Annotated in this window: 29 protein-coding genes and 2 tRNA genes; 11 read left to right on the top strand and 20 right to left on the bottom strand. The window is 31.6% G+C overall.

The genetic code is table 11. The annotated features are described in order from the left end of the window. Positions 1-33 precede the first annotated feature (33 nt). Both G5V56_RS12465 and G5V56_RS12460 read left to right on the top strand, forming a co-directional pair. Positions 34-459, top strand: coding sequence for a DUF5606 family protein (locus G5V56_RS12465; RefSeq protein ID WP_166965480.1), 426 nt, complete (start codon positions 34-36; stop codon positions 457-459). Between the two features lie 112 nt (positions 460-571). Next, positions 572-1132: a TlpA family protein disulfide reductase gene (locus tag G5V56_RS12460; RefSeq protein WP_166965478.1), complete on the top strand. Its 561-nt coding sequence runs from the start codon at positions 572-574 to the stop codon at positions 1130-1132. Here G5V56_RS12460 and G5V56_RS12455 read toward each other — a convergent pair. The 7 genes from G5V56_RS12455 to G5V56_RS12425 all read right to left on the bottom strand — a co-directional run bounded on the left by G5V56_RS12455 (position 1124) and on the right by G5V56_RS12425 (position 6359). After that, entirely contained in the window at positions 1124-2275 is a 1152-nt protein-coding gene (locus tag G5V56_RS12455) for a lycopene cyclase family protein (protein WP_166965476.1), read from the bottom strand. The two genes, G5V56_RS12460 and G5V56_RS12455, sit on opposite strands and share 9 nt — an antisense overlap. Before the next feature lie 19 nt (positions 2276-2294). Next, the gene (locus tag G5V56_RS12450; protein ID WP_166965474.1) at positions 2295-2744 is read right to left on the bottom strand and encodes a sterol desaturase family protein; all 450 of its coding nucleotides are present in this window, start codon (positions 2742-2744) and stop codon (positions 2295-2297) included. 9 nt (positions 2745-2753) lie between these two features. After that, on the bottom strand, positions 2754-3593 hold the full coding sequence (locus G5V56_RS12445) for a phytoene/squalene synthase family protein (RefSeq protein ID WP_166965472.1): 840 nt from the start codon (positions 3591-3593) through the stop codon (positions 2754-2756). Between the two features lie 32 nt (positions 3594-3625). Beyond that, positions 3626-5107, bottom strand: coding sequence for a phytoene desaturase family protein (locus tag G5V56_RS12440; protein WP_166965470.1), 1482 nt, complete (start codon positions 5105-5107; stop codon positions 3626-3628). A gap of 49 nt (positions 5108-5156) precedes the next feature. After that, complete coding sequence (locus tag G5V56_RS12435) at positions 5157-6068, bottom strand: MerR family transcriptional regulator (protein ID WP_166965468.1); 912 nt, start codon at positions 6066-6068, stop codon at positions 5157-5159. An 80-nt stretch (positions 6069-6148) separates the two neighbouring features. Continuing rightward, positions 6149-6233, bottom strand: a tRNA-Leu gene (locus G5V56_RS12430). A gap of 53 nt (positions 6234-6286) precedes the next feature. Continuing rightward, positions 6287-6359: transfer RNA gene (locus G5V56_RS12425), tRNA-Lys, on the bottom strand. Between the two features lie 131 nt (positions 6360-6490). On the opposite strand from G5V56_RS12425, the gene G5V56_RS12420 reads away from it, so the two are divergent. Beyond that, complete coding sequence (locus tag G5V56_RS12420; RefSeq protein ID WP_166965466.1) at positions 6491-7012, top strand: shikimate kinase; 522 nt, start codon at positions 6491-6493, stop codon at positions 7010-7012. Here G5V56_RS12420 and G5V56_RS12415 read toward each other — a convergent pair. Continuing rightward, positions 7009-7512, bottom strand: coding sequence for a phosphoribosyltransferase domain-containing protein (locus G5V56_RS12415; RefSeq protein ID WP_166965464.1), 504 nt, complete (start codon positions 7510-7512; stop codon positions 7009-7011). The two genes, G5V56_RS12420 and G5V56_RS12415, sit on opposite strands and share 4 nt — an antisense overlap. Positions 7513-7611: 99 nt before the next feature. Next, positions 7612-7995: an RNA-binding S4 domain-containing protein gene (locus G5V56_RS12410; RefSeq protein ID WP_166965462.1), complete on the bottom strand. Its 384-nt coding sequence runs from the start codon at positions 7993-7995 to the stop codon at positions 7612-7614. Positions 7996-8077: 82 nt separating this feature from the next. On the opposite strand from G5V56_RS12410, the gene G5V56_RS12405 reads away from it, so the two are divergent. Beyond that, positions 8078-9076 carry an FKBP-type peptidyl-prolyl cis-trans isomerase gene (locus G5V56_RS12405; RefSeq protein ID WP_166965460.1) on the top strand — a complete coding sequence of 333 codons (999 nt, stop codon included), beginning with the start codon at positions 8078-8080 and terminating at the stop codon, positions 9074-9076. A gap of 71 nt (positions 9077-9147) precedes the next feature. On the opposite strand, the gene G5V56_RS12400 is transcribed toward G5V56_RS12405, so the two are convergent. Genes G5V56_RS12400 through G5V56_RS12390 form a run of 3 tightly spaced genes read right to left on the bottom strand, consistent with a single transcriptional unit; the run spans position 9148 to position 11639 of the window. Next, entirely contained in the window at positions 9148-9765 is a 618-nt protein-coding gene (locus tag G5V56_RS12400; RefSeq protein ID WP_166965458.1) for an outer membrane beta-barrel protein, read from the bottom strand. A gap of 54 nt (positions 9766-9819) precedes the next feature. Then, positions 9820-10773, bottom strand: coding sequence for a transketolase family protein (locus G5V56_RS12395; RefSeq protein ID WP_166965456.1), 954 nt, complete (start codon positions 10771-10773; stop codon positions 9820-9822). 20 nt (positions 10774-10793) lie between these two features. Next, a complete protein-coding gene (locus G5V56_RS12390) occupies positions 10794-11639 on the bottom strand; it encodes a transketolase (RefSeq protein ID WP_166965454.1) in 846 nt (281 codons plus the stop codon). A 266-nt stretch (positions 11640-11905) separates the two neighbouring features. Here G5V56_RS12390 and tgt point away from each other — a divergent pair, with 266 nt between their 5' ends. The 6 genes from tgt (at position 11906) to G5V56_RS12360 (ending at position 19056) form a co-directional block, all read left to right on the top strand. Beyond that, on the top strand, positions 11906-13036 hold the full coding sequence (gene tgt, locus G5V56_RS12385) for a tRNA guanosine(34) transglycosylase Tgt (RefSeq protein ID WP_166965452.1): 1131 nt from the start codon (positions 11906-11908) through the stop codon (positions 13034-13036). A 1-nt stretch (position 13037) separates the two neighbouring features. Beyond that, entirely contained in the window at positions 13038-14114 is a 1077-nt protein-coding gene (locus tag G5V56_RS12380; RefSeq protein ID WP_166965450.1) for an LptF/LptG family permease, read from the top strand. Then, positions 14101-14997, top strand: coding sequence for a DMT family transporter (locus tag G5V56_RS12375; RefSeq protein ID WP_166965448.1), 897 nt, complete (start codon positions 14101-14103; stop codon positions 14995-14997). Before G5V56_RS12380 ends, G5V56_RS12375 begins: the two co-directional genes overlap by 14 nt. Positions 14998-15073: 76 nt before the next feature. Next, the gene (locus G5V56_RS12370; protein WP_166965446.1) at positions 15074-16027 is read left to right on the top strand and encodes an acetyl-CoA carboxylase carboxyltransferase subunit alpha; all 954 of its coding nucleotides are present in this window, start codon (positions 15074-15076) and stop codon (positions 16025-16027) included. Positions 16028-16195: 168 nt separating this feature from the next. Next, on the top strand, positions 16196-17737 hold the full coding sequence (gene dnaB / locus G5V56_RS12365) for a replicative DNA helicase (protein ID WP_166965444.1): 1542 nt from the start codon (positions 16196-16198) through the stop codon (positions 17735-17737). A 134-nt stretch (positions 17738-17871) separates the two neighbouring features. Beyond that, positions 17872-19056 (top strand): asparagine synthetase B, encoded by a 1185-nt coding sequence (locus G5V56_RS12360; RefSeq protein WP_166966134.1) that lies wholly within the window; start codon positions 17872-17874, stop codon positions 19054-19056. Positions 19057-19061: 5 nt separating this feature from the next. On the opposite strand, the gene G5V56_RS12355 is transcribed toward G5V56_RS12360, so the two are convergent. Genes G5V56_RS12355 through G5V56_RS12345 form a run of 3 tightly spaced genes read right to left on the bottom strand, consistent with a single transcriptional unit; the run spans position 19062 to position 20430 of the window. Further along, entirely contained in the window at positions 19062-19532 is a 471-nt protein-coding gene (locus G5V56_RS12355) for a hypothetical protein (protein WP_166965442.1), read from the bottom strand. 28 nt (positions 19533-19560) lie between these two features. After that, on the bottom strand, positions 19561-19971 hold the full coding sequence (locus G5V56_RS12350; protein WP_166965440.1) for a hypothetical protein: 411 nt from the start codon (positions 19969-19971) through the stop codon (positions 19561-19563). Between the two features lie 18 nt (positions 19972-19989). Then, positions 19990-20430 carry a hypothetical protein gene (locus tag G5V56_RS12345; protein WP_166965438.1) on the bottom strand — a complete coding sequence of 147 codons (441 nt, stop codon included), beginning with the start codon at positions 20428-20430 and terminating at the stop codon, positions 19990-19992. A 124-nt stretch (positions 20431-20554) separates the two neighbouring features. On the opposite strand from G5V56_RS12345, the gene G5V56_RS12340 reads away from it, so the two are divergent. After that, positions 20555-20977, top strand: a complete 423-nt coding sequence (locus tag G5V56_RS12340; RefSeq protein WP_166965436.1) for a secondary thiamine-phosphate synthase enzyme YjbQ — start codon at positions 20555-20557, stop codon at positions 20975-20977. A gap of 6 nt (positions 20978-20983) precedes the next feature. On the opposite strand, the gene G5V56_RS12335 is transcribed toward G5V56_RS12340, so the two are convergent. The 5 genes from G5V56_RS12335 to thrS all read right to left on the bottom strand — a co-directional run bounded on the left by G5V56_RS12335 (position 20984) and on the right by thrS (position 25183). Further along, positions 20984-21799, bottom strand: coding sequence for an HAD family hydrolase (locus tag G5V56_RS12335; RefSeq protein WP_166965434.1), 816 nt, complete (start codon positions 21797-21799; stop codon positions 20984-20986). Positions 21800-21939: 140 nt separating this feature from the next. Further along, positions 21940-22284 (bottom strand): 50S ribosomal protein L20, encoded by a 345-nt coding sequence (rplT, locus tag G5V56_RS12330; RefSeq protein WP_166965432.1) that lies wholly within the window; start codon positions 22282-22284, stop codon positions 21940-21942. Positions 22285-22381: 97 nt separating this feature from the next. After that, positions 22382-22579, bottom strand: coding sequence for a 50S ribosomal protein L35 (gene rpmI / locus G5V56_RS12325; protein WP_066220511.1), 198 nt, complete (start codon positions 22577-22579; stop codon positions 22382-22384). A gap of 91 nt (positions 22580-22670) precedes the next feature. After that, positions 22671-23219: a translation initiation factor IF-3 gene (infC, locus tag G5V56_RS12320; RefSeq protein WP_166966132.1), complete on the bottom strand. Its 549-nt coding sequence runs from the start codon at positions 23217-23219 to the stop codon at positions 22671-22673. A gap of 29 nt (positions 23220-23248) precedes the next feature. Then, positions 23249-25183: a threonine--tRNA ligase gene (thrS, locus tag G5V56_RS12315; RefSeq protein WP_166965430.1), complete on the bottom strand. Its 1935-nt coding sequence runs from the start codon at positions 25181-25183 to the stop codon at positions 23249-23251. Between the last annotated feature and the right edge of the window lie 367 nt (positions 25184-25550).

Here is a 25550-nt window from a genome sequence, read left to right as displayed (position 1 = left end):
ACAGTTGATATTTGCCCTTTTTAAAAATAATTTATGAGTTTAGAAAAAATAATAGCTATCGCAGGAAAACCAGGGTTGTATACACTTATCGCACAAACGCGTGGAGGTTTTGTAGCAGAATCTTTAATTGATAAGAAACGTTTATCAGTTAATGTTCAACAAAATGTAAGCGTGTTAAGCGAAATTGCTATTTATACATTAACAGAAGAAGTGCCTTTAAAAGATGTTTTATCAAAAATAAAAGAGAAGGAGCAAGGAGAACCGACTAGTGTTGGACCAAAAGAGTCTAAAGATAAGTTAGAAGAGTATTTCTTTGAGATATTGCCAGAATATGATGAAGATCGAGTTTATGTTAGTGATATTAAAAAAGTAATACAGTGGTATAATTTACTTCAAAGTAATAACATGCTTGATTTACTAGAAACAGATGGCGAAAAACCGTCTGATGAAGAAGAATAATAAAAGATTACAAATTATATAAGAAGCCTCCACTATTTTGGAGGTTTTTTTATGCTTTATTGTTAGATTTGTTAAACAATAACGACAGATTTATTATCTCATTTTTTAATATATGAAACTTTCAAAATCACAACGCAGTAATCTGTTTTTTTTACTAATTATAGCTATTCTAATAATTCCTCAAACACGAAGACCTATTCAGATTTTTTTAAATAAAGGATTAGCATTAATAAGTCCGTCGGTAGAAAGCAAAGAAAAACAAACTGCTTTAAAAAGTTACGATTGGAAGTTAAAAAATGAAGATGGTAAAGTTTTTAATTTTGAAAGTACAAAAGGAAAAGTGGTTTTTGTGAATTTTTGGGCAACTTGGTGTCCGCCATGCATTGCTGAAATGCCAAGTATTCAAAAGTTGTATGTCGATTATCAAGATAAAGTTGTCTTTCTATTTGTTACATCAGATTTTTATAGTGAAATCAATCCATTTTTAGATAAGAACGAATACTCTTTTAAAGTGTTTAGACCGCTAGACGGATCTACCGGTTTGTTTGATGTCCCCTCTATTCCAAGAACGTTTTTAATTGATCAAAACGGAAACATTGTGATAGATGAGAGTGGTGCTGCTAATTGGAATAGTGACAAAGTAAGAGCAACAATTGATGGGTTATTAAAATAATATGGTCTTAAAAAAAGCCTTAATAAACGATACGGAAAACAGAGCGTTCATAATCTTTAAATCGTTATAAAAAGAGGACTCTTCATCTAAAAATTCAAACATAGTTTCAACAGAATTTTTGGTGTAAAATTTTTCAAAAATCCATTCTCCTTTATCATTTTCATCTTGCAACACTCTCAAGAAAACTTTGTCGTAAAAGGCATATCTTTTATTATATAATCCTTTTGATGGTAATTCATTTTGTTTTAAATTTTCAATAATTTTCAACACTTTTTTCTCGGTATGTTTAAAAGAATAGCCTGTAGATCCTTTTACCCAACCACCTGCAGTTCCAATTTTTGTGATATGTTGTGTAGAATGCGTTTGAAATGGGAAATCTGTCATAGGAATATTTCCAGTTTCAACCTCAGTAATAGTGTAGTCTTCAATTTTTAAAATGTCTGAAAGATATTTTTTAAGATAAACATCATAAGTGCTATCATCAACAATTTGTGGTGTGAAATACGTAAACTCAACTAAAGCCTTTTTTGTTGAAAATGGCAATATATAAGTAAACGTTGTTTGGTCGCCATCTTTTATTCTATAGTCCATCATGGTAAACCTGTCAGGATCAAAAACATCGCTGTCTGTTTCAATAGTCCAGCCTTTAAAATGCTGGTTAATTATTATATAATTATCTTTTTTATTAAAAAAGGTGCTATCAATACGGCTATCAAAAGCATGATTTGCTGTATAGAAATTATCTTTAGTTTGAATGGTAACTAAATCATTTTCATTTATATCAATAACATCACCTAAGACAAAGTGAAAATTGGCCTTTTTAGAAAGTATAGATTTAGCGTCTTTATAAAAGTCTATAGATCTAATCATTTTATATTTGTAAGGACTCAAGGATAATTTAAGAGCTGTTTTCGAAGTATGAAACATTGCTTTATCCCAAGTTCTATAAACTATATGGTCCCACTTTCCAGTGTTTTTTTCCCAAAAACACCATGTTTTATCATTACTATTTTTATCAGACTTATCAATTAATAAAACTTGTTTATTATCAAAAAAGGAATCTGATGATAATTGTAATGCGAGTTGCAATCCAGCTAAACCATTTCCAATAATAACATAATCGAAATGATTTGTTGATGGCATATAATTATGTTAAAGAAATTTATTGTTTGAAGTATTTAAAAGGAACGAATAGCATACCAAAACATTCGCCCTTGTCTTTTCCTAAATGCTTGTGATGAATTTTATGTGCTCTTCGAACACCTTTAGCGTACCAACCATTAGCATTTCTGAATAATTTAAATCGTTGATGAATAAAAATATCATGTACTAGAAAATATGCAGCACCGTAAGCCATAATTCCTAAACCTATAGGGAGACAATACCATATATTCTCATAACTCCATAAGTAAAAGCAAATCATACTTACAATCGCATAAAAAATAAAAAAGGCATCATTGCGCTCAAACCAACTATCATGATCCTTTTTATGATGATCTTTATGTAGAACCCATAAAAACCCATGCATTATATATTTATGAGTAAACCACGCCATAAATTCCATAATACAGAATACAGAAACAAAAACAAGTATCCAATAGACAGTTTGCATGCTATAAATTTACAATAAATTTAATTGATATTTTACATAACTACGCATGAGAAGCTCAATTTTTTTAACATTAGCTACGCGTATTCTGGTATTCTTTATTTGTAAAGCTGGTGTTTTTTTTAGTTTTTTCAATAACTGATGGTAATATCTATAAGCCATAAAAACGCCAAATTTAGCTTCAATTGGAAGCATTTTTATGCCTTGAAGCCCCTTTGCAAAATCTTCTTCTATATCGTTAATGATTTCTAATTTAGATTTTTCATCAAGATTATTTAAATCAGTATTAGGAAAATAAGTTCTGTTTAAACCTTCATGATCCGCTTTTAAATCTCTCAGAAAATTTACCTTTTGAAAGGCAGAACCTAATGACATGGCAGAATCTTTTAATTCATTGTATTTATTATTGTCTCCTTTTACAAAAACCTTTAAACACATGAGTCCAACAACATCGGCAGAACCATATATATAAGTTTTAAATTCTTCTTGAGTTAGGTATTTTGATTTATGTAAGTCTAATTCCATACTTTTCATAAAAGAATCTACCATATGTTTTTCAATTCCGTATTGATGATAGGTGTGTTGAAAAGAATTAAGAATTGGGTTTAAACTAATTTTATGTTCTAAAGCTTTTTCTAAATCAACAGAAAAATCATTAAAAAGTATGTTTTTGTCGTAATCATGAAACGAGTCTACAATCTCATCAGCAAACCTTACAAAGCCATAAATGTTATATATATCGTCTCTAATCGATTTCGCAAGCATTTTAGTAGCTAATGAGAAAGATGTACTATAAGACCTTGTAACAATCTTGCTACAATGGTACGATACGGTATCAAATAATGCTTTCATTTTTTTGTTATTAGTTGGTGGTTGATGATTTTTTATGCGATACTTAAACTAGGTTTAAGTATGTGATGTTTGCTTATTAATTCTGCTACTAACTTCCCAGAAATTAGGGAAGGTGGAACTCCTGGTCCTGGCACAGTTAATTGACCAGTAAAAAACAAGTTTTTCACTTTTTTACTCTTCAATTTGGGTCTTAAAAATGCCGTTTGTGTTAACGTATTTGCCATTCCATAGGCATTTCCTTTATACGAATTATAATCTTTTATAAAATCATTAATACAAAACGACTCTTTAAATATAACATGTTTTTTTATATTTTGAGATGTTAATGTTTCAAAACGAGTCATTATTTTTTCAAAATATAATTCTCTTAACTCTGATGAATCTTCTAATCCTGGTGCAAGCGGAATTAAAAAAATACCAGCTTCTTGACCTTCAGGAGCAGAATTAGTATCTGTTTTACTTGGAAAACTCGCATAAAACAATGGGTTTTCAGGCCATTTAGGATTGTCATATATAGCTTCTGCATGCACATCAAAATCTACATCAAAAAATAAGGTATGATGATTTACGTTCTTTATTTTTTTATCAAAACCAACATAAAATAGCAGCGAAGAAGGCGCAAATGTTTTTTTGTTCCAATAACTTTCTGAATATTGTCTATATGGTTTTTCTAATAATGTTTCTGTGTGATGATAGTCTGCTCCACTTAAAACAATATCGCTTGAAATAGTTTTTCCTTTTGAAATTACACCTTTAGCTTGTCCGTTTTCAACAATGATAGTGTCAATAGGACTGTCAGTTATTATTGTTACACCAAGGTCTTTAGCTAAAGACTCCATAGCCAAAATAACCTGATACATACCTTTTTTGGGATGAAATGTGCCTAAACCAAAGTCAGCATAATTCATAAAACTATAAAATGAGGGTGTATCACTAGGTTTTGCTCCTAAAAACAATACAGGAAACTCTAGTATTTGTACAAGTCTTTCATTTTTAAATTCTTTTCTTACATCTCTTTTGATATTACCAAAAAATTGATTCACTTTTTTAGCCGTTTGAAATGTAATGAGTTCTAATGGCGAAACACCTGGATTATAAACCAAATCCTTTATAGCTATATCGTAATTACTTTTAGCAGTAGCAATAAATTTTTTAAGTTTTGTTGAAGACCCTTTTTCTTCTTTTTCAAAAGCTAAGAGTATTTTTTCTAACGTATCTTCAATAGTGATGTAATCATCTTTTCCAAAATAAACACTGTAAGCCGGATTTAATTTTTCTAGTGTATAATAGTCTGAAGGAACTTTATTAAAATCTGAAAAAAATCGTTCAAACACATCGGGCATCCAATACCATGTGGGACCGATATCAAAAGTAAAACCATTTTTTATTAGTTGTCTTGCTCGACCTCCAATAGTTTTATTCTTTTCAAATATAGTAACATCATAGCCTGCTTTCGCTAAATAGCATGAAGCGGCTAATGAAGAAAACCCGGAACCTATTATAGATACTTTCATATGTTTAACAAATGTATAAAAAAGTTAAACAATAATACGTATTTTTAACTTAAATTTTTAAGTTTTTTACTAAAGTTTCTATGGATGTAAACCCAGTAATGTGATTTGGAAGAGAATTCAAATCTAAATATTTTAACATATTGCCAAGAATCCATAATTCATTTTTATTTCCTTTTAGAAGTGTTTCTTGAAATTGTTCTAAATAATTTTTAAGATCTTCTTGTTCTGGCTTTACAGTCATGAATGTTATAAATATGATTTCTTTATAAAATTCTAATAAATCTTTTAAACTAGTAGTGGGAATGCTTTGGCCTAAAAATATAGTTTGGTAGCCGTTACTGATTAATTCATAATTAATGAATAACAAACCTATATCATGAATTTCATTCTCTGGAAGAAAAAACACAAACGTTTTTTTATTATCAACATCATTATTTAATGATTGTGCCTTTTCAATATTTAGTAATATTTTTTGTTTTATTCGAGTAGAAATAAAATGCTCGTGAGCTGGAGTAATCGTGTCTGTTTGCCATAACAGACCTATTTCACCTAAGAATGGTATAAAAGTTTCATAAAATATTTCTTTAAATGATTTTACTTTAATTAGTTCTTTGTATGTTTTAGAAAATAATTGTTGATCAAAAGTCAACATGGCAAGTTTGAAATCATTTATAGAATTATCATCTAACTTTTTTTCTTTTGCAGCGACTTCCTTTACAAGCGCTGAAATATCTGCCTCCTTTAAATTTGAAATTTTAGATATTTTATAACCATTACTATTCAAAAAAGAAACATTTAAAATCTTTTGAAGACTTTCTGTAGAATAATATCTAATGTTAGTTTCTGTTCTCTTGGGGTGCAATAAATTGTAACGTTTTTCCCAAATCCGTATAGTGTGAGCTTTGATACCGCTAAGGTTTTCTAAATCCTTAATGCTAAACTCAGTTTTTATATTGTTCATCTTTGTTTCTAAAAAGCTAAACAAAACTAAGTAAAATTATTAACTAAAAAAATAAATTAGGACATATTAAATAAAAAAAGTGCGCACGAGAAGATTCGAACTTCCACATTCTAAGCGAATACTAGCCCCTCAAGCTAGCGCGTCTACCAATTCCGCCACGTGCGCAATGAACATTGTAAAAATAAAAAAAGTTAAGCAACTAGCTTAACTTTTTTTAGTGACCGGGCTGGGGCTCGAACCCAGGACCCTCTCCTTAAAAGGGAGATGCTCTACCAACTGAGCTACCAGGTCAAAATGTTTTTCTCTAATGAGGGTGCAAATATAAAATGTTTAATTAATAAAACAAGGCTTTTTTTGAAGAATTTTTTGTTTTTTTGTCAAGCTTTAACGTATGTTTTTAATAATCAATTCAAAGCGAGTTTATGATTGTAATTTTAATTGGGTATATGGCTTCAGGAAAGTCGACTATTGGAAAGATTTTAGCAGAAAAGTTACATTACGATTTTATTGATTTAGATAGTTATATTGAAAGTAATGAAGGAATATCTGTTCAAAATATTTTTAAAAACAAAGGCGAAATATATTTTAGGAAGCTAGAAACGTTATTTTTAAATGAAATAATAGATACAAAAAATAATGTGATACTCTCATTAGGAGGGGGTACACCTTGTTATGGTAAAAACATGTCTATAATACAAAATGCAAGTCACGTTAAAAGTTTCTATTTAAAAGCGTCTATTTCTTTTTTAGTTAATAGACTAAAAACAAGAAAAAGTAAACGTCCACTAATTGCACATTTGGAAACAGAAGATGAGTTAACCGAATTTATAGGCAAACATTTGTTTGAAAGAGCTCCTTATTATGAACAGGCCAATTTTAAAATTTCTATCGACAATAAATCTAGAAATAAAATTGCTAAAGAAATAGTATCATATTTAACTTAATCTAAATAAGCCTCAAACACTTTGCCTTCTAGCATAATATGAACATGTTCATGTAAAGAGGTAGAAAGAGATATGCCTTTAAAATCTGCTTTTACAGGATACTTTTTATGGTTTCTATTAACAAGTACGGCTGTTTTAAATTGTTTTAGAGGGACGTTTAAAAAATGTTTGACACCATAAATTAAAGTCGTTCCAGAGTTTAAAACATCATCAACCAAGATTAAAGATTTATTTTCGTACTCATTTGAAGGGAGAGAAGTTTTTATGTCTTCTAAAGGATTTTTTTTATTGATGCTTACTTTACAAAGTATTGGATTAATATCAGAAATTTTCAGCAGAGCAGTTTTTAGTTTTTTTGCAAATATGAATCCGTTTTTATCAATGCCAGCTAAAATAATTTCTTTTTCATTTACGTTGTTTTCGTATATCTGAAAAGCAATACGTCTAATCTTATTATTAATTTGATTGTGCGTTAGTATAATGTTCTTTTCAACGGTCATAATTACTTATATTAAATTAAAGTATAAAATTACTCAATTTTCTCTGGCTATTTTATTTTTTCAATGGATAGGTTGAACATCAATGTAGTCTTTTTTTTATTAAAGTTCAGTATCCGATGGTTCATCTGTATAATCATCAATATCTCTTCTATCTTTTTTTGTAGGTCTGCCAGCCCCTTTCTTTCTGTAATAGTCTTTTGAATACTTTAAAAGTTCTTGAGCTTCAAATTGCTCTTTAGGTGTTTTATCGGTTCTGTAAATATCCACAAGTTTAGCACCAACTCTACTTTCAGGAATGTCGTTAACAATCAGTTTGTAGTTAATTTGATCTTTTCTTAAATCAATTTGGTCTTGTGGGTAAACATCTCGGCTAGGTTTAACAATTTCATTATTAACTCTCACATGTCCTTTTTTACAGGCGGTAGTTGCAAGTGATCTTGTTTTGTAATACCTAATACACCATAAATACTTATCTATTCGCATATTTTTAATGTGAAAACTACGTTAATGTTGTTATGCAAAATTATATTTAAATTGTATCTTGCGACCTCAAAAATAAGCAATAATGAGAATAAGAAAAGTCACTTTATATATTTTATGTTTAACTCTTGGTTTTTTATCTTGTAAAAAAGATAATAATTCGGTAGAAGTAACACCACCAAGAGATAGAGGCGAACAACAAATTATTGATAATGATTCAATCGTAGGATATTTAGAAACTCATTATTATAACTCAAGTGACTTTGTTTCAAATCCGGACCCAAGTATTGATGATTTAGTAATAACAGAGCTTTCTGATGGCCAAACTGTTCCAGATGGAAGTACGTTGCTTATGGATGCCGTCGAAAAAAAGAGTGTTGTATATGCAGAAACAGATTATGATTTTTATATTCTTAAATTAAATCAAGGAGGCGGAGATTCTCCAACATTTTCAGATAAAGTAAGAGTAAATTATGAAGGAAGACTGTTGGACGAAACTATTTTTGATAGTGCAACAACCCCAGTGTCTTTTGATTTGTTGTCGTTAGTACCAGGCTGGAGTAAAGTATTGCCAGACTTTAACACAGCAGAAAGTTTTGTTGATGCTGGTGATGGAACCATAGATTTTATTAATAATGGAGTTGGAGTTATGTTTTTGCCGTCTGGATTAGCCTATTTTTCTTCACCAACAACGATTATTCCAGCATATTCTCCTTTGATGTTTAGAATAGAATTATTCCAAATGTATCAAAACGATAATGATGGTGATGGCATTCCTTCTTATTTGGAAGATTTGAATGGTGATGGAGAATTTACTCTAGATGACGACACTGATGGAGATAACATTCCTAATTATGCTGATAATAATGATGATGGTGATGGTGTTTTAACTAAAGATGAAATTGTTGTAACTACCTATAACAAGCCAACACTTGAAGAAGTTAAAACAATGACTTTAGAATCAGATCAGGTGCTTCTTAATAAAATTGTCAAAGAGCAAGATGGCACGTATACAGGAACAGTTATAACGTTTACTGATACAGATGGTGATGGCACTCCAGACTATTTAGATCCCACCAATTAGAACAATTATAATTTAATAAAACAAAAAACCTTGCATTTGCAAGGTTTTTTGTTTTATATAAACTCAAGCTTTTAAAGTTTAAGTGATAAACTTAAAATAAGTTGATCTGGTCTAGTGTCTATTCGACTTGGATCAGTTAATCCAATATTGTTAACAAACTTAGCTTCATTTTCACTAAAACCACGTTCATAGCGTAAATCAACGCCTATTTTATTTAGACTTAAACCAATACCAAAGTTGAGTCCAACAGAAAAATCATTCTTAACATCATTAATAGCAATGCCATCAAATTTTGTGTCTAATATATATTGAAAAGAGGGGCCAGCAAATACATTAATAGGACCAAGAACTTTTAAGCCTACCAATAAAGGAGCATCAAGTTTTTGCATTTTAAAACTATCATTGGCATAGTCACTTTTAGTACTTGTGTAAACTAATTCTGGTCTAAAATAGAGTTGATTCCCTATTTTTCCAAAAACACCTAGGTGGTATCCTATGTTCCTGTCAGGATGTTTTGCATTTGAGCTAATAGACTCAAAATAAGTTCCATTTGAATTGTAGTTTAAACCCGCTTTAATACCAAAGCCACTTCCGGTTTGAGCAAAAGTAGTTGCTGAAATCGACACAAAAAATAATGCGAGAAAAAATAATTTTTTACTCGCATTGAATTTACTTTTTAAATTTTTCATAATATTCGTTTTTAGATTCTGATTTACTTAATCAAAAACGTTGCCAAACAAATATTATTTTCTTTTAATAACGTTTTCTGCTTTTAAAACAATAGCAGCACTATTTAATTCATATTTATCCATAAGTTGGGCTGGTGTACCAGATTCACCAAACGTATCGTTGGTTCCTACAAATTCTTGTGGTGTTGGGTTGTTTAAAGCTAAAACTCTAGCCACACTTTCTCCTAAGCCCCCCAAAACATTGTGCTCTTCGGCAGTCACAATGCATCCTGTTTTAGAAACAGATTCTAAAATAGCAGTTTCATCCAAAGGTTTTATGGTATGAATATTTATAACTTCAGCAGAAATACCCTTTTCAAATAATACTTTTGAAGCTTCTAAAGCTTCCCATACTAAATGGCCAGTAGCCACAATAGTAACATCGGTTCCTTCTGTTAATTTAATAGCTTTACCTATTTCAAAAGTTTGGTCTGCAGGTGTAAAAATAGGCACTGAAGGTCTTCCAAAACGTAAGTAAACAGGCCCTTCATAATCGGCAATGGCTATAGTTGCTGCTTTTGTTTGGTTATAATCACAAGGATTTATTACGACCATGCCTGGAAGCATTTTCATTAATCCTATATCTTCTAAAATTTGGTGAGTTGCGCCATCTTCTCCAAGTGTTAATCCGGCATGTGATGCACATATTTTTACATTTTTACCAGAATAAGCAATAGATTGACGTATTTGGTCGTAAACACGACCTGTCGAAAAGTTTGCAAAGGTCCCGGTGAATGGAATTTTTCCGCCAATGGTTAAACCAGCTGCAATACCCATCATATTAGCTTCGGCAATTCCTATTTGGAAAAAACGATCTGGGTTTTCTTTAATAAACTCACCCATTTTTAAGGATGGTGTTAAATCAGCACAAAGTGCCACAACATTTGGGTTTGTTCTTCCCAATTCAGCTAAACCAGCTCCAAAACCACTTCTTGTATCTTTCTTTTCTGTGTATGTATATGTTTTCATTTTATTTTTTTGATTGGGAATTAATAATCTCCTAAAGTTTCAGGGTTTTGCGCTAATCCAATAGCTAATTGCTCATCATTTGGAGCTTTACCATGCCACTCGTGTGTGTACATCATAAAATCAACTCCATTACCCATCACTGTTTTTAACAAAACACATACTGGTTTTCCTTGTCCGGTTTTTGATTTTGCTTCAGCCATTCCTTTTAAAATAGCATCAATATTATTTCCTTCTTCAATGTCAATAACGATCCAACCAAAAGCTTCGAATTTTGCTTTGATACTTCCCATTGGTAATACATCATCAGTCGAGCCATCAATTTGTTGTCCGTTTAAGTCTATTGTAGAAATAAGGTTGTCTACTTTTTTTGCAGAAGCATACATAATGGCTTCCCAATTTTGTCCCTCTTGTAATTCGCCATCACCATGAAGAGAGTAAACTAAATGGCTGTCACCATTCATTTTTTTAGCTTGTGCTGCTCCTAAAGCAACAGACATGCCTTGACCTAAAGAACCAGAAGCTATTCTTACACCTGGTAATTCTTCGTGCGTGGTTGGGTGCCCTTGTAAACGAGAATCTATTAATCTGAACGTGCTTAATTCTTCAACAGGAAAATAACCTACTCTTGCTAACACACTATAAAAAACAGGAGAAATATGCCCGTTCGATAAAAAGAAAAGATCTTCTCCAATACCATCCATATCAAAGCCCTCTTTTCTGTCCATAATATTATTATATAAGGTTACTAGAAATTCGGTGCAACCTAATGAACCTCCTGGGTGACCAGAATTTACTTTGTGAACCATTCTCAAGATGTCTCTTCTAACTTGAGTGGTTAAATCTTTTAATTGTTGTGTGTTTAGCATGTCTTAATGGTTTGTTTTAAACGCGACAAAAATAAGTTATTATGGTAGTTTTACAAACTTATAATGTGCTATTTTAAGTCTTGGCATTGTTTGTGTTAACAAGTTTGTTTTTTGTTAATAACAATCAAGATAATTATTGTTTAATTATCATTACTTCTAAGTTTTGATTTAGAAAAATTTGAATGCGTAATTCAACATATTAATAGGATAAAATTAAATTAAAATTAAAAAAATATGTAGGTTTGCCGACTGATGAATTTTTGAATATGAAATTTGAATTAAAAGCCAAGGATTTACAAAGTAAGGCTAGAGCAGGGGTGATAATTACAGACCATGGTAACATTGAGACACCTATTTTTATGCCGGTTGGAACCGTGGCATCTGTAAAAGGAGTCCATCAACGAGAACTTAAAAATGATATTAATCCAGATATTATCCTTGGGAATACCTATCATTTATACCTTCGTCCTCAAACGGATACTTTAGAAAAAGCTGGAGGTCTTCATAAATTCATGAACTGGGATCGGAATATTTTGACCGATTCTGGAGGATACCAAGTGTATTCGTTATCTGCTAATAGAAAAATTAAGGAAGAAGGTGTTAAATTTAAATCGCATATAGATGGAAGTTATCATACGTTTACTCCAGAAAATGTGATGGAAATTCAACGTAGTATAGGTGCCGATATTATCATGGCTTTTGATGAATGTACACCCTATCCATGTGATTATCATTATGCAAAACGATCAATGCATATGACCCATAGGTGGTTAGATAGATGCATAAATCACTTAAAGAGAACACCTTTAAAATACGGTTATAATCAAGCATTTTTCCCCATAGTACAAGGAAGTACGTATAAAGATTTACGAATCCAATCGGCCGAATATATTGCTAATGCGGGTGCAGAAGGAAATGCTATTGGAGGGTTATCTGTAGGAGAACCAGCAGAAGAAATGTACGCCATGACAGAAGTTGTGTGTGGTATTTTGCCAGAAGACAAACCAAGATATTTAATGGGAGTTGGAACGCCAATAAATATTTTAGAAAATATAGCGTTAGGTATAGACATGTTTGATTGTGTAATGCCAACTAGAAATGCTAGAAACGGAATGCTTTTTACCGCTCATGGCACAATGAATATTAAAAACCTAAAGTGGAAAGATGATTTTTCTCCAGTTGATGAAATGGGAATAACATTTGTTGATACAGACTATACCAAAGCTTATTTGCGACATTTGTTTTCTGTTAATGAGTTGTTAGGAATGCAAATAGCAACCATTCATAATTTAGGTTTTTATTTATGGTTGGTTCGCGAAGCAAGAAAACATATATTAGCAGGAGATTTTAATGAATGGAAAAACAAAATGGTTAATCAAATGAATAAACGTTTATAGGTTGAAAATATTAGATTGGTACATATTAAAACGTTATCTATTTACATTTTTTATGATGTTGTTATTGTTTATTCCTATTGGAATAACAGTAAATCTTGCTGAAAAAATTGGTAAATTATTAGATAATGAGGTGCCATTTAAAGAGATAGTCTTTTACTATTTAGATTTCACAGTGTACTTTGCCTATTTACTGTTCCCTTTGTTTTTGTTTTTATCTGTTATATGGTTTACCTCCAAATTAGCTAATAATACAGAAGTTATAGCTTTTTTAAGTTCAGGAGTATCATTTACAAGATTTTTAAGACCCTATTTAATAGGAGCAACTATTATTGCTGGATTAGCATTGTTTTTAGGAATGTATTTGGCTCCTATAGCAAGTAAAGGATTTAATGAGTTTGAATATAAATACTTGCATCCTAATAGAAAAACCACCGAAGATCGTGACGTGTTTAGACAAATAAATGACAATGAGTTTATTTATGTAAGTAGTTTTAACGCAAACAATAAAATAGGCACTAATTTTACATTAGAGCACATTGAAAACAATAAATTAAAGTATAAAATTAGCGCAAAAAGTATTAAATATGTTGAAAAAGATACAACGTATAAGTTAACAGACTATGTTAAGAGAACCATTGGTGTCAATAACGATATAATAGATATTGAAAAACAAAAAGACACCTTATTTTCTTTTGATGTAGAAGATTTAACTCCTGTAATTTATATAGCAGAAATATTGCCATATAGTGAGTTGACAAGTTTTATTAAAAAAGAAAAAGAAAGAGGTTCTTCAAATATTGGGCGCTATCAATTAGTGCTTTTTAGAAAATGGAGTCTCCCTGTTTCTGTTTTTATTTTAACAATTATAGCGGTAGCAGTATCATCAATAAAAAGGCGTGGTGGTATGGGAGTTAATCTTGCAGTCGGTATATGTATTGCTATGGTTTTTGTGTTTTTTGATAAAATCTTCGGAGTTATGGCAGAACAATCCAATTTCCCGCCTCTAATAGCGGTTTGGTTTCCTAATGTGATTTTTGGTATTTTAGCTATTTACCTGTTACGAAATGCAAAACGCTAAGCTAAGAAATTACCTGCATCTTCATTTTTTGGTTTTTATTGCTGGTTTCACTGCTATTTTAGGCGAATTAATTTCTATTTCTGCTATTCCTTTAGTTTGGTTTCGTATGGTAATGGCTTCTATATTAATGTTTGCTTTTATAAAAACAACTAGGGTAAATATAAAAGTATCACCAAAATTGGCGTTTAAGTTTTTTATAGCCGGATGTATCATTGCGCTTCACTGGATTACATTTTTTGGAGCTATAGATGCGGCAAACATATCAATTGCTTTAGCTATGTTTTCAACAGGCGCTTTTTTTGCGTCAATTTTAGAACCGATAATCTTTAAACGTAAAATTATTTGGTATGAAATTGTATTTGGAATATTTGTAGTTATAGGCATTTTTATAATTACAAAAAGCGAAATAGAATATCTTACAGGCATAGTTTTAGGGATAACTTCAGCTTTTTTATCTTCTTTATTTGCGGTGCTAAATGGTAAATTTCTACAAAAGGCTTCAGCAACAACAATCTCTTTTTATGAATTTATAAGCGGTGTTATTTTTATTTCTTTATTTATAATGCTGTTTACAGATGGATTCTCTCAAGAGTTCTTTAAATTAAGTATTTCAGATTTTAAGTACTTATTTATATTGGCTTCAATATGTACAGCCTATACTTTTATTGCCTCCGTTCATGTCATGAAACTCATAAGCCCTTATACTGTTGTGTTAACGTATAATTTAGAACCTGTTTATGGTATTGTAATTGCCATTATTCTCTTCCCTGAAAAAGAAAAAATGAGTACCCCTTTTTATTATGGAGCAGCCATGATTCTTATAACTGTAATGCTGAACGGTATATTAAAAAACAAGAGGGTCTTAAAAAGAAAACATTCTTAGGGCGTATCATCATTAAAGTTTTTATATTTGTAAGCTAACTAAAGAACCAAACATCTTTTTTAAACTGTAAATTCTTATGGAATATTTAGAATTTGAACTTCCTATAAAAGAGCTAGAAGATCAATTACAAAAATGTAGATTAATTGGTGAAGAAAGCGAAGTAGACGTTACTGAAACCTGCTCGCAGATAGAAAACAAGCTAAAACAAGCTAAAATTGATATTTATAAAAATTTATCACCATGGCAGCGTGTTCAGCTATCACGACATCCTAATAGGCCGTATACGTTAGACCATATTCATGCTATTTGTGGAGATACATTTTTAGAACTTCACGGAGATAGAAATGTGAAGGATGATAAAGCTATGATAGGTGGTTTAGGTAAAATTGGCGACCAGAGTTATATGTTCATTGGTCAGCAAAAAGGGTATAATACCAAAACAAGGCAATATCGTAATTTTGGTATGGCTAACCCAGAAGGCTACAGAAAAGCATTACGATTAATGAAATCTGCTGAGAAATTCGGTATCCCCGTTGTTACCTTAATAGATACACCTGGTGCTTACCCAGGCTTAGAGGCAGAGGAACGTGGTCAAGGAGAGGCTATTGCAAGAAATATATTAGAAATGACTCGATTAAAAGTGCCAATTATTTCTATTATAATTGGTGAAGGTGCATCTGGAGGTGCATTGGGTATTGGAGTAGGAGACAAAGTTTTAATGCTTGAAAACTCATGGTATTCTGTTATTTCTCCAGAAAATTGTTCGTCGATATTATGGCGTAGTTGGGAATATAAAGAACGAGCTGCCGAAGCTTTAAAATTAACTGCCAAAGACGCTATGAAAATTAAAGTTATTGATGGGGTTATAAAAGAACCACTAGGTGGAGCACACAGAGATAGAGAAAAAACTTTTAAGGCAGTAAGTGATGCTATATCCAAATCATACGAGTCGCTTAAAAACTTATCACCAAAAGAAATGATAGAAAGTAGAATGAATAAATATTTGGAAATGGGTGTCTTCAAAGGATAACCCTTTTAAAATCACAGTACAGTAAAATCTGGAGTTAATTACTCCAGATTTTTTTATGGTTATTGACAATTTTTTTAAGTTATTAACAGTTAGATTGTTAATCAACGGTTCATAATCCAATGTCTTTTTTTCTTTAAAACTACCCTCATTTTAGTTACTTTCGTAGTTATGGAACAGCCCAAACAAATCAAAGGATATAAAGTAGATAGAAGTACCTTAATCAGTCTTGAAAAAGGTAAAATACCGCCTCAAGCTATTGATTTAGAGGAGGTTGTTCTTGGGGCAATGATGATTGATAAAAAAGGTGTAGATGAAGTTATTGATATTTTAAGCCCTGATGCGTTTTATAAAGAAGCACATCAGCACATATTTGAGGCTATATATCAGTTGTTTGAAAATAGCGAACCAGTTGACTTATTAACCGTTTCTACACAGTTAAAGAAAAATTCAAAATTAGAACTTGCCGGAGGTGATTTTTATCTCATTTCTCTAACACAAAAAGTATCATCTTCAGCACATATTGAGTTTCATGCGCGCATTATTTTACAGAAATTTATTCAACGTAGTTTGATTAAAATTTCAAGTGAAATTATAGAAGATTCTTATGACGAAACTAAAGACGTTTTTGATCTATTAGACAAAGCTGAAGCTAAATTATACGAAGTTACCCAAGGTAATATTAAAAAATCTAGTGAAACGGCTCAAGATTTAGTCATTCAGGCTAAAAAGAAAATTGAAGAAATTTCAAATAAAGAAGGTTTAAGTGGTATTCCAACCGGGTTTAATAAATTAGACAAGCTAACATCTGGTTGGCAACCGTCAGATTTAATTATTGTAGCTGCACGTCCAGGGATGGGTAAAACAGCACTAACCTTGTCGATGGCAAGAAATATAGCAGTCGATCAGAATATCCCTGTTGCTTTTTTCTCGTTAGAGATGGCATCGGTTCAATTAATCACTCGTTTAATTTCAAGCGAAACAGGATTGTCTTCAGAAAAATTAAGAACAGGAAAACTTGAAAAACATGAATGGGAGCAACTAAACGTTAAAGTAAAAGGTTTAGAAAAAGCACCGTTGTTTATTGATGATACGCCGTCGCTTTCTATTTTTGATTTACGGGCAAAAGCCAGACGTTTATCATCACAACATGGTATAAAATTAATCATGATTGACTACTTACAGTTAATGACTGGAGGAAATAGTCATGGAGGAAATCGTGAGCAAGAAATCTCGATGATTTCCAGAAATCTAAAGGCTTTAGCTAAAGAACTTAATGTACCCGTTATAGCATTATCTCAGTTATCGCGTGCTGTTGAAACTCGTGGAGGAAGTAAACGGCCATTGCTGTCAGATTTACGTGAATCTGGAGCCATTGAGCAAGATGCTGATATTGTATCGTTTATTTATCGACCAGAATATTATAAAATTGATGAGTGGGATGACGATGAACGCTCTCCTACAGAAGGTCAAGCAGAGTTTATTGTGGCTAAACACCGTAATGGAGGTCTAGAAAACATTCGTTTAAAGTTTATTGGACATTTAGGTAAGTTTGATAATTTAGATGATTTTGATTCGCCTTTTGAATTTCATAGTAAAATGAATGCAGCTGCTAACGATGACACCTTTAAAGCAGATACCTTTAAAGCAAGTCCAGATCAAGCTTTCGGAAGTTCATTTAATGAGGAGGATGATAATGATGTTCCGTTTTAATACATAATTTTTCCTTAAAGTAATTTAATGCAACATATTTTTTGAGTACCTTTCAATTTATGAAAAAGACGCTTGTATTTGTAATTATTTTATTTCTTTCAGTTAAAACCTACGCTTCCTACATTCTTATTCCAATGGATGCTGATAGTCAAGCAAATCATTTAAAAGCCTATGGAATAACCTATTGGGTTCTCGAAAAGCAGTTGAAAGTAAAGTGGTTACTAAATTATAGAGGAGGATCATTTTTACTCCCAGATGTTAAGGATATTGAAATGGAATGTCAAATTAGAGGCGTTTCTTTTGAAGTGATTTCCGATTCTAAAACAGAACAGATTTTACAAGAAATAAGTAGTCCTAGTCAAAATATGGAGGCCGTTGTTTTAGAAAAAGCGCCCAAAATTGCTGTGTATTCGCCTTCTGGGAAGAAACCATGGGATGATGCGGTAACCATGATTTTAACCTATGCAGAGATTCCGTATGAAACCATTTATGATGAAGAAGTTTTAAATGACGGACTATTAATGTATGATTGGTTGCATTTACATCATGAGGATTTTACAGGACAATATGGAAAGTTTTATGGAGCCTATAAAACGGCGTCTTGGTATATTGAAGAAAAAAAAGAAGCTGAAGCTTTAGCGAATAAATTAGGATATAATAAAGTATCTGAAGAGAAATTGGCTGTAGCTTTAAAAATAAGAGATTATGTTATAGGAGGAGGTTTCATGTTTGCTATGTGCAGTGCTACAGATAGCTTTGATATCGCCTTATCGGCGGAAGGAGTTGATATTTGCGAACCCATGTTTGATGGTGATGCAAGCGATCCTAATTACCAGAGTAAAATAGATTATAATAAAACATTTGCATTTACCAATTTTACATTAGAACGCGACCCTAATGTTTATGAGTTTTCATCTATCGATATGACTCAAAAACGGATGATTTCAAGAACAGTAGATTACTTTTCTTTGATGGATTTTTCTGCAAAATGGGATCCTATTCCAACCATGTTATGCCAAAATCATACGGCTTTGATAAAAGGATTTATGGGGCAAACAACGTCTTTTACTAGAGATGAAATAAAATCTAATGTGCTCGTTCTTGGGGAAAACAAATCTAATGGAGAAGCTAAATATATTCATGGTATAAAAGGCAAAGGCTTTTTCACCTTTTATGGTGGTCACGACCCAGAGGATTATAGACATAGAGTAGGGGATGCTAAAACAGAACTGGATTTACATCCCAATTCTCCGGGGTATCGATTAATTTTAAATAATGTGTTATTTCCTGCTGCAAGAAAGAAAAAGCAGAAAACATAAATAGTTTAATTATTAATCAATTCTATTTTTTCATTTACTTTATCCATAAAGCCTTGTAAGTATTCAGGAACATTTTCCTTTTGTTGGTCAATTCTCCAACTTTTTATAACGCCACCTTGTGAAATTTGAATAAATAAACCACCCTGATCAGCACAATCAGGACATCCAAAAACATCTTCATTTTCACTTAATAACTCAGAAGGAAAATAATCTGTCAAGTCTTTTACTTGTTCAAATTTATTATTTTCTAATTCTTTAAAATTTAGATCGGTTCCTGAATAGTTGTGATTTATATCTTCATATAGTTTTTCGTTAGTTAGTTTATATGTTACCACACAACCATCTCCTACACACATTCCGTAAAAATGACCAAATATCAGATAGTCATTTTTATCACTATCCAATGCATCATCAGAACTGCAATTATAATTGAAGAAGCTAAAAAATAGTACTGTAATTAAAATTAATTTTCTCATAGATTGGTTTTTTTTAAATAACTGTATTTTAATTTGCAGCTTGAGTAATTGTAATTCCATCAAAATAATCACCAGCTTCTAATCCTATTCTTAAAACTCTTTCTGCATCTGTTTGGTTTTTTGTCATTTCAATATGAATTTCAGTGGTATTCTTTCTCTCAATCTTAAACTCTGTATCCTCTATAACAAAATTGCTTTTGGTTGTATCAATGTCGCCAAAATCAAAAGTTGTACTTCCATCTAAAGATACATTATTAATCCACCACCATTCACCTTTGGTGGTGATAATGACAGAATTGCTATCAGCTGAAAATTGTACTGTTTTTTTAGAAAGTTTAATATTGTCTTCCCATTTTCCTATTGGACTGTCTGAATTAGAACATGCGAATGTTGTTAAAAGAATAACTAAAAGTAAAAGAGAGTTTAGAGTACTTTTCATAATTATATTTATAAGCAATTATTCAATAATGGAACTTCTTTGAAAAATATAAATAAATTTATCTACAGCAGAACCATTTGTTGTCATGCTTTGATCTATGATTAATTGGTTTTGAGTAACTGTAAAACTACCAAATTCATTAGAATCTATAAAAAGAAATAAATTTGAACCGTTATTGGTTACAGAAAATGAGTAAGTGCCAGAAATGGGGCCATATTCAATAGAACCACTTGTATTGGTATTAGTTACTGTTAAAATAGAGTTATCTTCATTAAAAGACCAGACAATTTCACCTGTATTAAAATTTTCGTTTACACCAGCAAAACCACCACTTATGTTTACTAAATTCCAAGAGGATTTTATTATTTGTGAAGTATTGGTATCATTCGTGGAGTTTAAAGAACAGTTATTTAGTGTAACACTAAAGAGAAGAAGTAATACGTAAATATACTGTTTCATAAAATAACTTTTTGTTACTTAGATGAGACAAACTAGAAAAGGTTGCGTGTTAATAATAGAAATAAAAGTTTCTGTTTTATTATTAAAACTTAATTTAACTTCAAATTCGAAATAATACAGAGTCATGAATTTTTTTCAAAAAGAACTGCAAATAAAGCCATATCCAAGAGGCTTTCATTTAATAACAGATATAATAATTGAAGGAATTCCCAAAATTAGGGACATAAATATAGGCCAATTACAGGTATTTATAAAGCACACATCTGCAAGTTTAACTATTAATGAAAATGCTGATTATACAGTTAGGACAGATTTCGAAAGTCATTTTAATAAGATGATTCCTGGAAACGCGTCCTATTATAAGCATACATATGAAGGCTCTGATGATATGCCTGCACATATTAAGTCGTCTGTATTAGGCTCTTCAGTACAAATTCCAATAACAAACGGAAAATTAAATATGGGAATTTGGCAAGGTATTTATTTATGCGAGCATAGAAACTATGGAGGCTCTAGGCAGTTAGTAGTAACTGCTTTTGGTAACTAAATATACTTAAACAAGTAAGTTATTTTTAGCTTCTATAAGCTGTTTTAAAATCATTTCAACACCAAACTCATTATTACTTTTGGTTTCAAAGTTTGCTATTTCTTTCACATTAGGATGTGCATTTTCCATCGCAAAACTATAAGAAGCTAGTTTTAGCATTTCAAGATCATTATTATAATCGCCAAACACTAAGGTTTCTTCTTTTGAGATATGATACATTTTTTGAATTAAATCAAGCGCATGACCTTTATTTGCTAAATCATCTGAGATGTCTAACCAGTTTTTGCCTGATATTTTCAGTTTGTAATCAGATTCTAGTTCTTTAACAAGCGGATAAATATATTGTTCAGAATCTTGATCATGATAGAGAGCTATTTTAATAATTTCTTCTTCAATATCATCAATAGAATCAATGACAGTAAAGGTTGGGTAATATTCTGATAATAATTTGATATGACCGTTAGAAGCACTTTTAAAATAGGCTTTTAATTTAGTACAAAAAACAGGATGAATATGGTGATTGGAGTCAACAATTGACTCTACTTTGGATAGATTATCTTTTTTAATAGGAGTTGAAAGTAAAAGAGTATCTTGTTTGGCAACAATGCCTCCATTTTCTGCAACCACTATAATATCATCTTTAATGGCACTTAATTTCTCAACAATACTGTAATAGGGTCTGCCACTAGCAGCAACAAATAAAATATTATGTTTCTTTATTTCTTCAAATAACTCAAAAAACAACTTGCTTACTTCATGATTTGAATTAAGTAATGTACCATCCATATCGGTAGCAATTAATTTGATTTGGGATAAATTCATAAATACTGATTTAAGTAGCAAAAATAAGGTTTCTTCTTTTATTTAATGTTTGCTGAATATTATTAATATAAAAAAATCCGATTCTTTAGAACCGGATTTTTTATTAAGCGAATAATATGTTTTACAATAGGCGAAACGCCTTATTTTACTTTCTCTACAACAGCTTTAAAAGCTTCTGGGTTATTCATAGCTAAATCTGCTAAAACCTTACGGTTTAATTCAATATCATTGGCTTTTAATTTTCCCATAAATTGAGAATACGACATACCGTATTGTCTGGCTCCAGCGTTTATACGCGTAATCCATAATGCACGGAATGTTCTTTTTTTGTTTCTACGGTCTCTGTACGAATATTGCATCGCTTTATCAACCGCATTTTTAGCTACTGTCCAAACGTTTTTACGTCTTCCAAAGTAACCTTTTGCTTGTTTAAGAACCTTTTTTCTTCTGGCTCTTTTTGCAACAGAATTTACTGATCTTGGCATAATTTTTTACTTTTTTTTGTAGTAGGCGGACTTAATAAAAAGCCTCTTTTAGTTGAGCCTAACTCCAGGGTTATTAATTTGTTTTAACCAGAACAGATTACTTTAAACGTAATTGTTCTTTAATGCTGTTAACATCATTATCGTGAACTAATCCACTGTGAGTTAACGCTAGCTTACGCTTTTTAGACTTCTTTGTTAAGATGTGACTCTTAAAAGCGTGCTTTCTTTTAATCTTACCAGTACCTGTTAACTTAAAACGTTTTTTGGCACTAGATTTTGTTTTCATTTTAGGCATCTTTTTTCTCCTAGTTTTTAATTATTTCGCTTAATTATTTTAGTACTGAACTTGTTTCAGCATCTTATCTTTCAATATAACTTTACTCTTGTTATTTTTTTGGAGCAATAAACATTGTCATACGTTTACCTTCTAATCTTGGCATTTGCTCAACTTTTCCAAGTTCTTCCAAATCTTGTGCAAGTCTTAATAATAGTATTTGTCCTTGCTCTTTAAAGATGATAGAACGTCCTTTAAAAAATACAAACGCTTTAAGTTTTGCTCCTTCTTTTAAAAACTTCTCAGCATGTTTCTTTTTAAACTCGTAATCATGGTCGTCTGTTTGAGGACCAAAACGAATTTCTTTAATAACTACTTTCGTAGCTTTTGCTTTTATAGCTTTATCACGTTTCTTTTGTTCGTAAAGAAACTTTTTATAATCCATAACCTTACAAACAGGAGGGTCTGCATTTGGCGAAATCTCAACAAGGTCTAATCCTTGCTCGTCAGCTATTTTTAATGCATCTCTAGTTGAATAGACTCCTATTTCTACATTATCTCCTACCAAACGTACATTTGGCACCGTAATTTTAGAGTTTATTTTGTGTTTATCCTCTTGTGAAACCCTTCTATTGGGTACATTTCTTCTTCTAATTGCTATGGCGTTATCTTTTTAAATTAAACTTATTTTTAGAACGGTTTGAGCGTTTTACTTATTTCTTCTTTTATAATTTTGGAGAAGTCTTCTATAGAAATCATTCCTAAATCTTCTCCACCATGCTGACGCACAGTTATTTTGTTTTCACGTTCTTCGTTCTCTCCGATAATAATCATGAATGGGTGCTTTTGCATTTCAGCTTCCCGAATTTTTTTCCCAATCGTTTCATTTCTATTATCTACGAGGGCGCGAATTTCGTTATTTTCTAGCAAATTTAAAACTTTTTCGGAGTATTTTTCATATTTCTCACTAAGAGACAATATAATAGCTTGTGTTGGCATGAGCCAAAGCGGGAAATTACCACCTGTATGTTCTAACAATAATGCAACAAAACGTTCCATACTTCCAAACGGTGCACGATGAATCATGACGGGTCTGTGTAGCTCATTGTCACTACCTTTGTAGGTTAAATCAAAACGTTCAGGTAAGTTGTAATCTACTTGAATAGTACCTAATTGCCAACGTCTTCCCAAAGCATCTTTAACCATAAAGTCTAGTTTTGGTCCGTAAAAAGCAGCTTCGCCAGTTTCTACAACAAAATCTAAACCTTTATCGGTTGCAGCATTAATGATTGCTTGTTCTGCTTTTTCCCAGTTAGCAACATCACCTATATATTTGTCGGGATTTTCAGGATCTCTTACAGAAACTTGTGCTGTAAAGTTTTCAAAACCTAAAGAACCAAAAACATAAAGAACCAAATCTATAACATCTTTAAACTCTTTATCCAATTGTTCTGGCATACAGAATAAGTGTGCATCATCTTGAGTAAAGCCTCTTACACGGGTTAAACCATGAAGCTCTCCACTTTGTTCATATCTATAAACGGTACCAAATTCAGCATAACGCTTTGGTAAATCTTTATATGACCACTGACTACTATTGTAAATCTCGCAGTGATGCGGACAGTTCATCGGTTTCAATAAAAATTCTTCATCTTCTTTAGGAGTTTTTATTGGCTGAAAACTATCGGCTCCATATTTGGCATAATGCCCAGAAGTTACATATAATTCTTTCTGACCAATATGAGGTGTTACTACCATTTCGTAACCCGCTTTCTTTTGGGCAGCTTTTAAAAAGTTTTCTAAACGCTCACGTAAAGCAGCTCCTTTTGGCAACCATAACGGTAAACCTTGTCCCACTTTTTGTGAAAACGTAAAAAGTTCTAATTCTTTTCCTAATTTTCTATGATCCCGTTTCTTTGCTTCTTCAAGTAATTCTAAATATTCGGTAAGCTCTTTTTGCTTCGGAAATGAAATACCGTAAACTCTAGTAAGTTGAGGGTTATTTTCATTACCGCGCCAATAAGCACCTGCAACCGATAATATTTTCACTGCTTTTATAATACCTGTATTAGGAATATGGCCACCACGACATAAATCGGTAAATGTAGAATGATCGCAAAACGTAATAGTGCCATCCTCCAAGTTTTCAATCAGCTCAGTTTTAAACTCGTTACCTTTATATAATGATAACGCATCAGCTTTACTCGCAGAACGCATTTTAAATTCATGTTTGCCACGAGCTATTTCCAACATCTTATCTTCAATAGCTTTAAAATCCTTTTCAGAAATGCTGTGTTCACCAAAATCTACATCATAATAAAACCCATTTTCAATCGCAGGACCAATTGTTAACTTAACGCCAGGATATAATTCTTCTAAAGCTTGAGCCAATACATGCGCAGACGAATGCCAAAACGCTTTTTTGCCTTCATCGTTATTCCAAGTATACAAAACCAAAGAGCCATCTGTGGTTAAAGGCGTAGCGGTTTCAATAGTTATACCATTAAAATTAGCCGAAATCACATTTCTGGCAAATCCTTCGCTAATACTTTTAGCAACATCCATAGGAGTAGCGTTTTTCTCAAACTCCTTTACACTTCCATCGGGCAAGGTTATATGTATCATCAATATAAATTAAATTCAGGTGGCAAAGATAATAGTATAAACATACACATACAATATATATATAGGTATAATTTTTCCTTTTATTTAATAGAGTCTTTATTATTTTAATAGTTCAGCTGAGTAATCACTTTATTGTATTGTGCGTTCCCATGCCAAATGGGCAAGGTCGGGCTGTTCATTATATCTTTTTATGCAATGGTGAATGCTGTCATAATGTATTAAGTACTACAATTAAAGGAACCATTTTTAACAATTAAAGATACAATCAAGCATAAAAAGGATGCCATTATGATCCCTAACGCGTGAAGTTCGCGGCTATTTTCCATAGAGCTAAGGTGTTTTAGATATCCAAACCAAAAGGTTATCA

Origin of the sequence: Yeosuana marina (genome assembly GCF_011762485.1) — a bacterium.
Taxonomy (GTDB): domain Bacteria; phylum Bacteroidota; class Bacteroidia; order Flavobacteriales; family Flavobacteriaceae; genus Yeosuana; species Yeosuana marina.
This window is presented reverse-complemented; position numbering and strand designations above follow the sequence as displayed.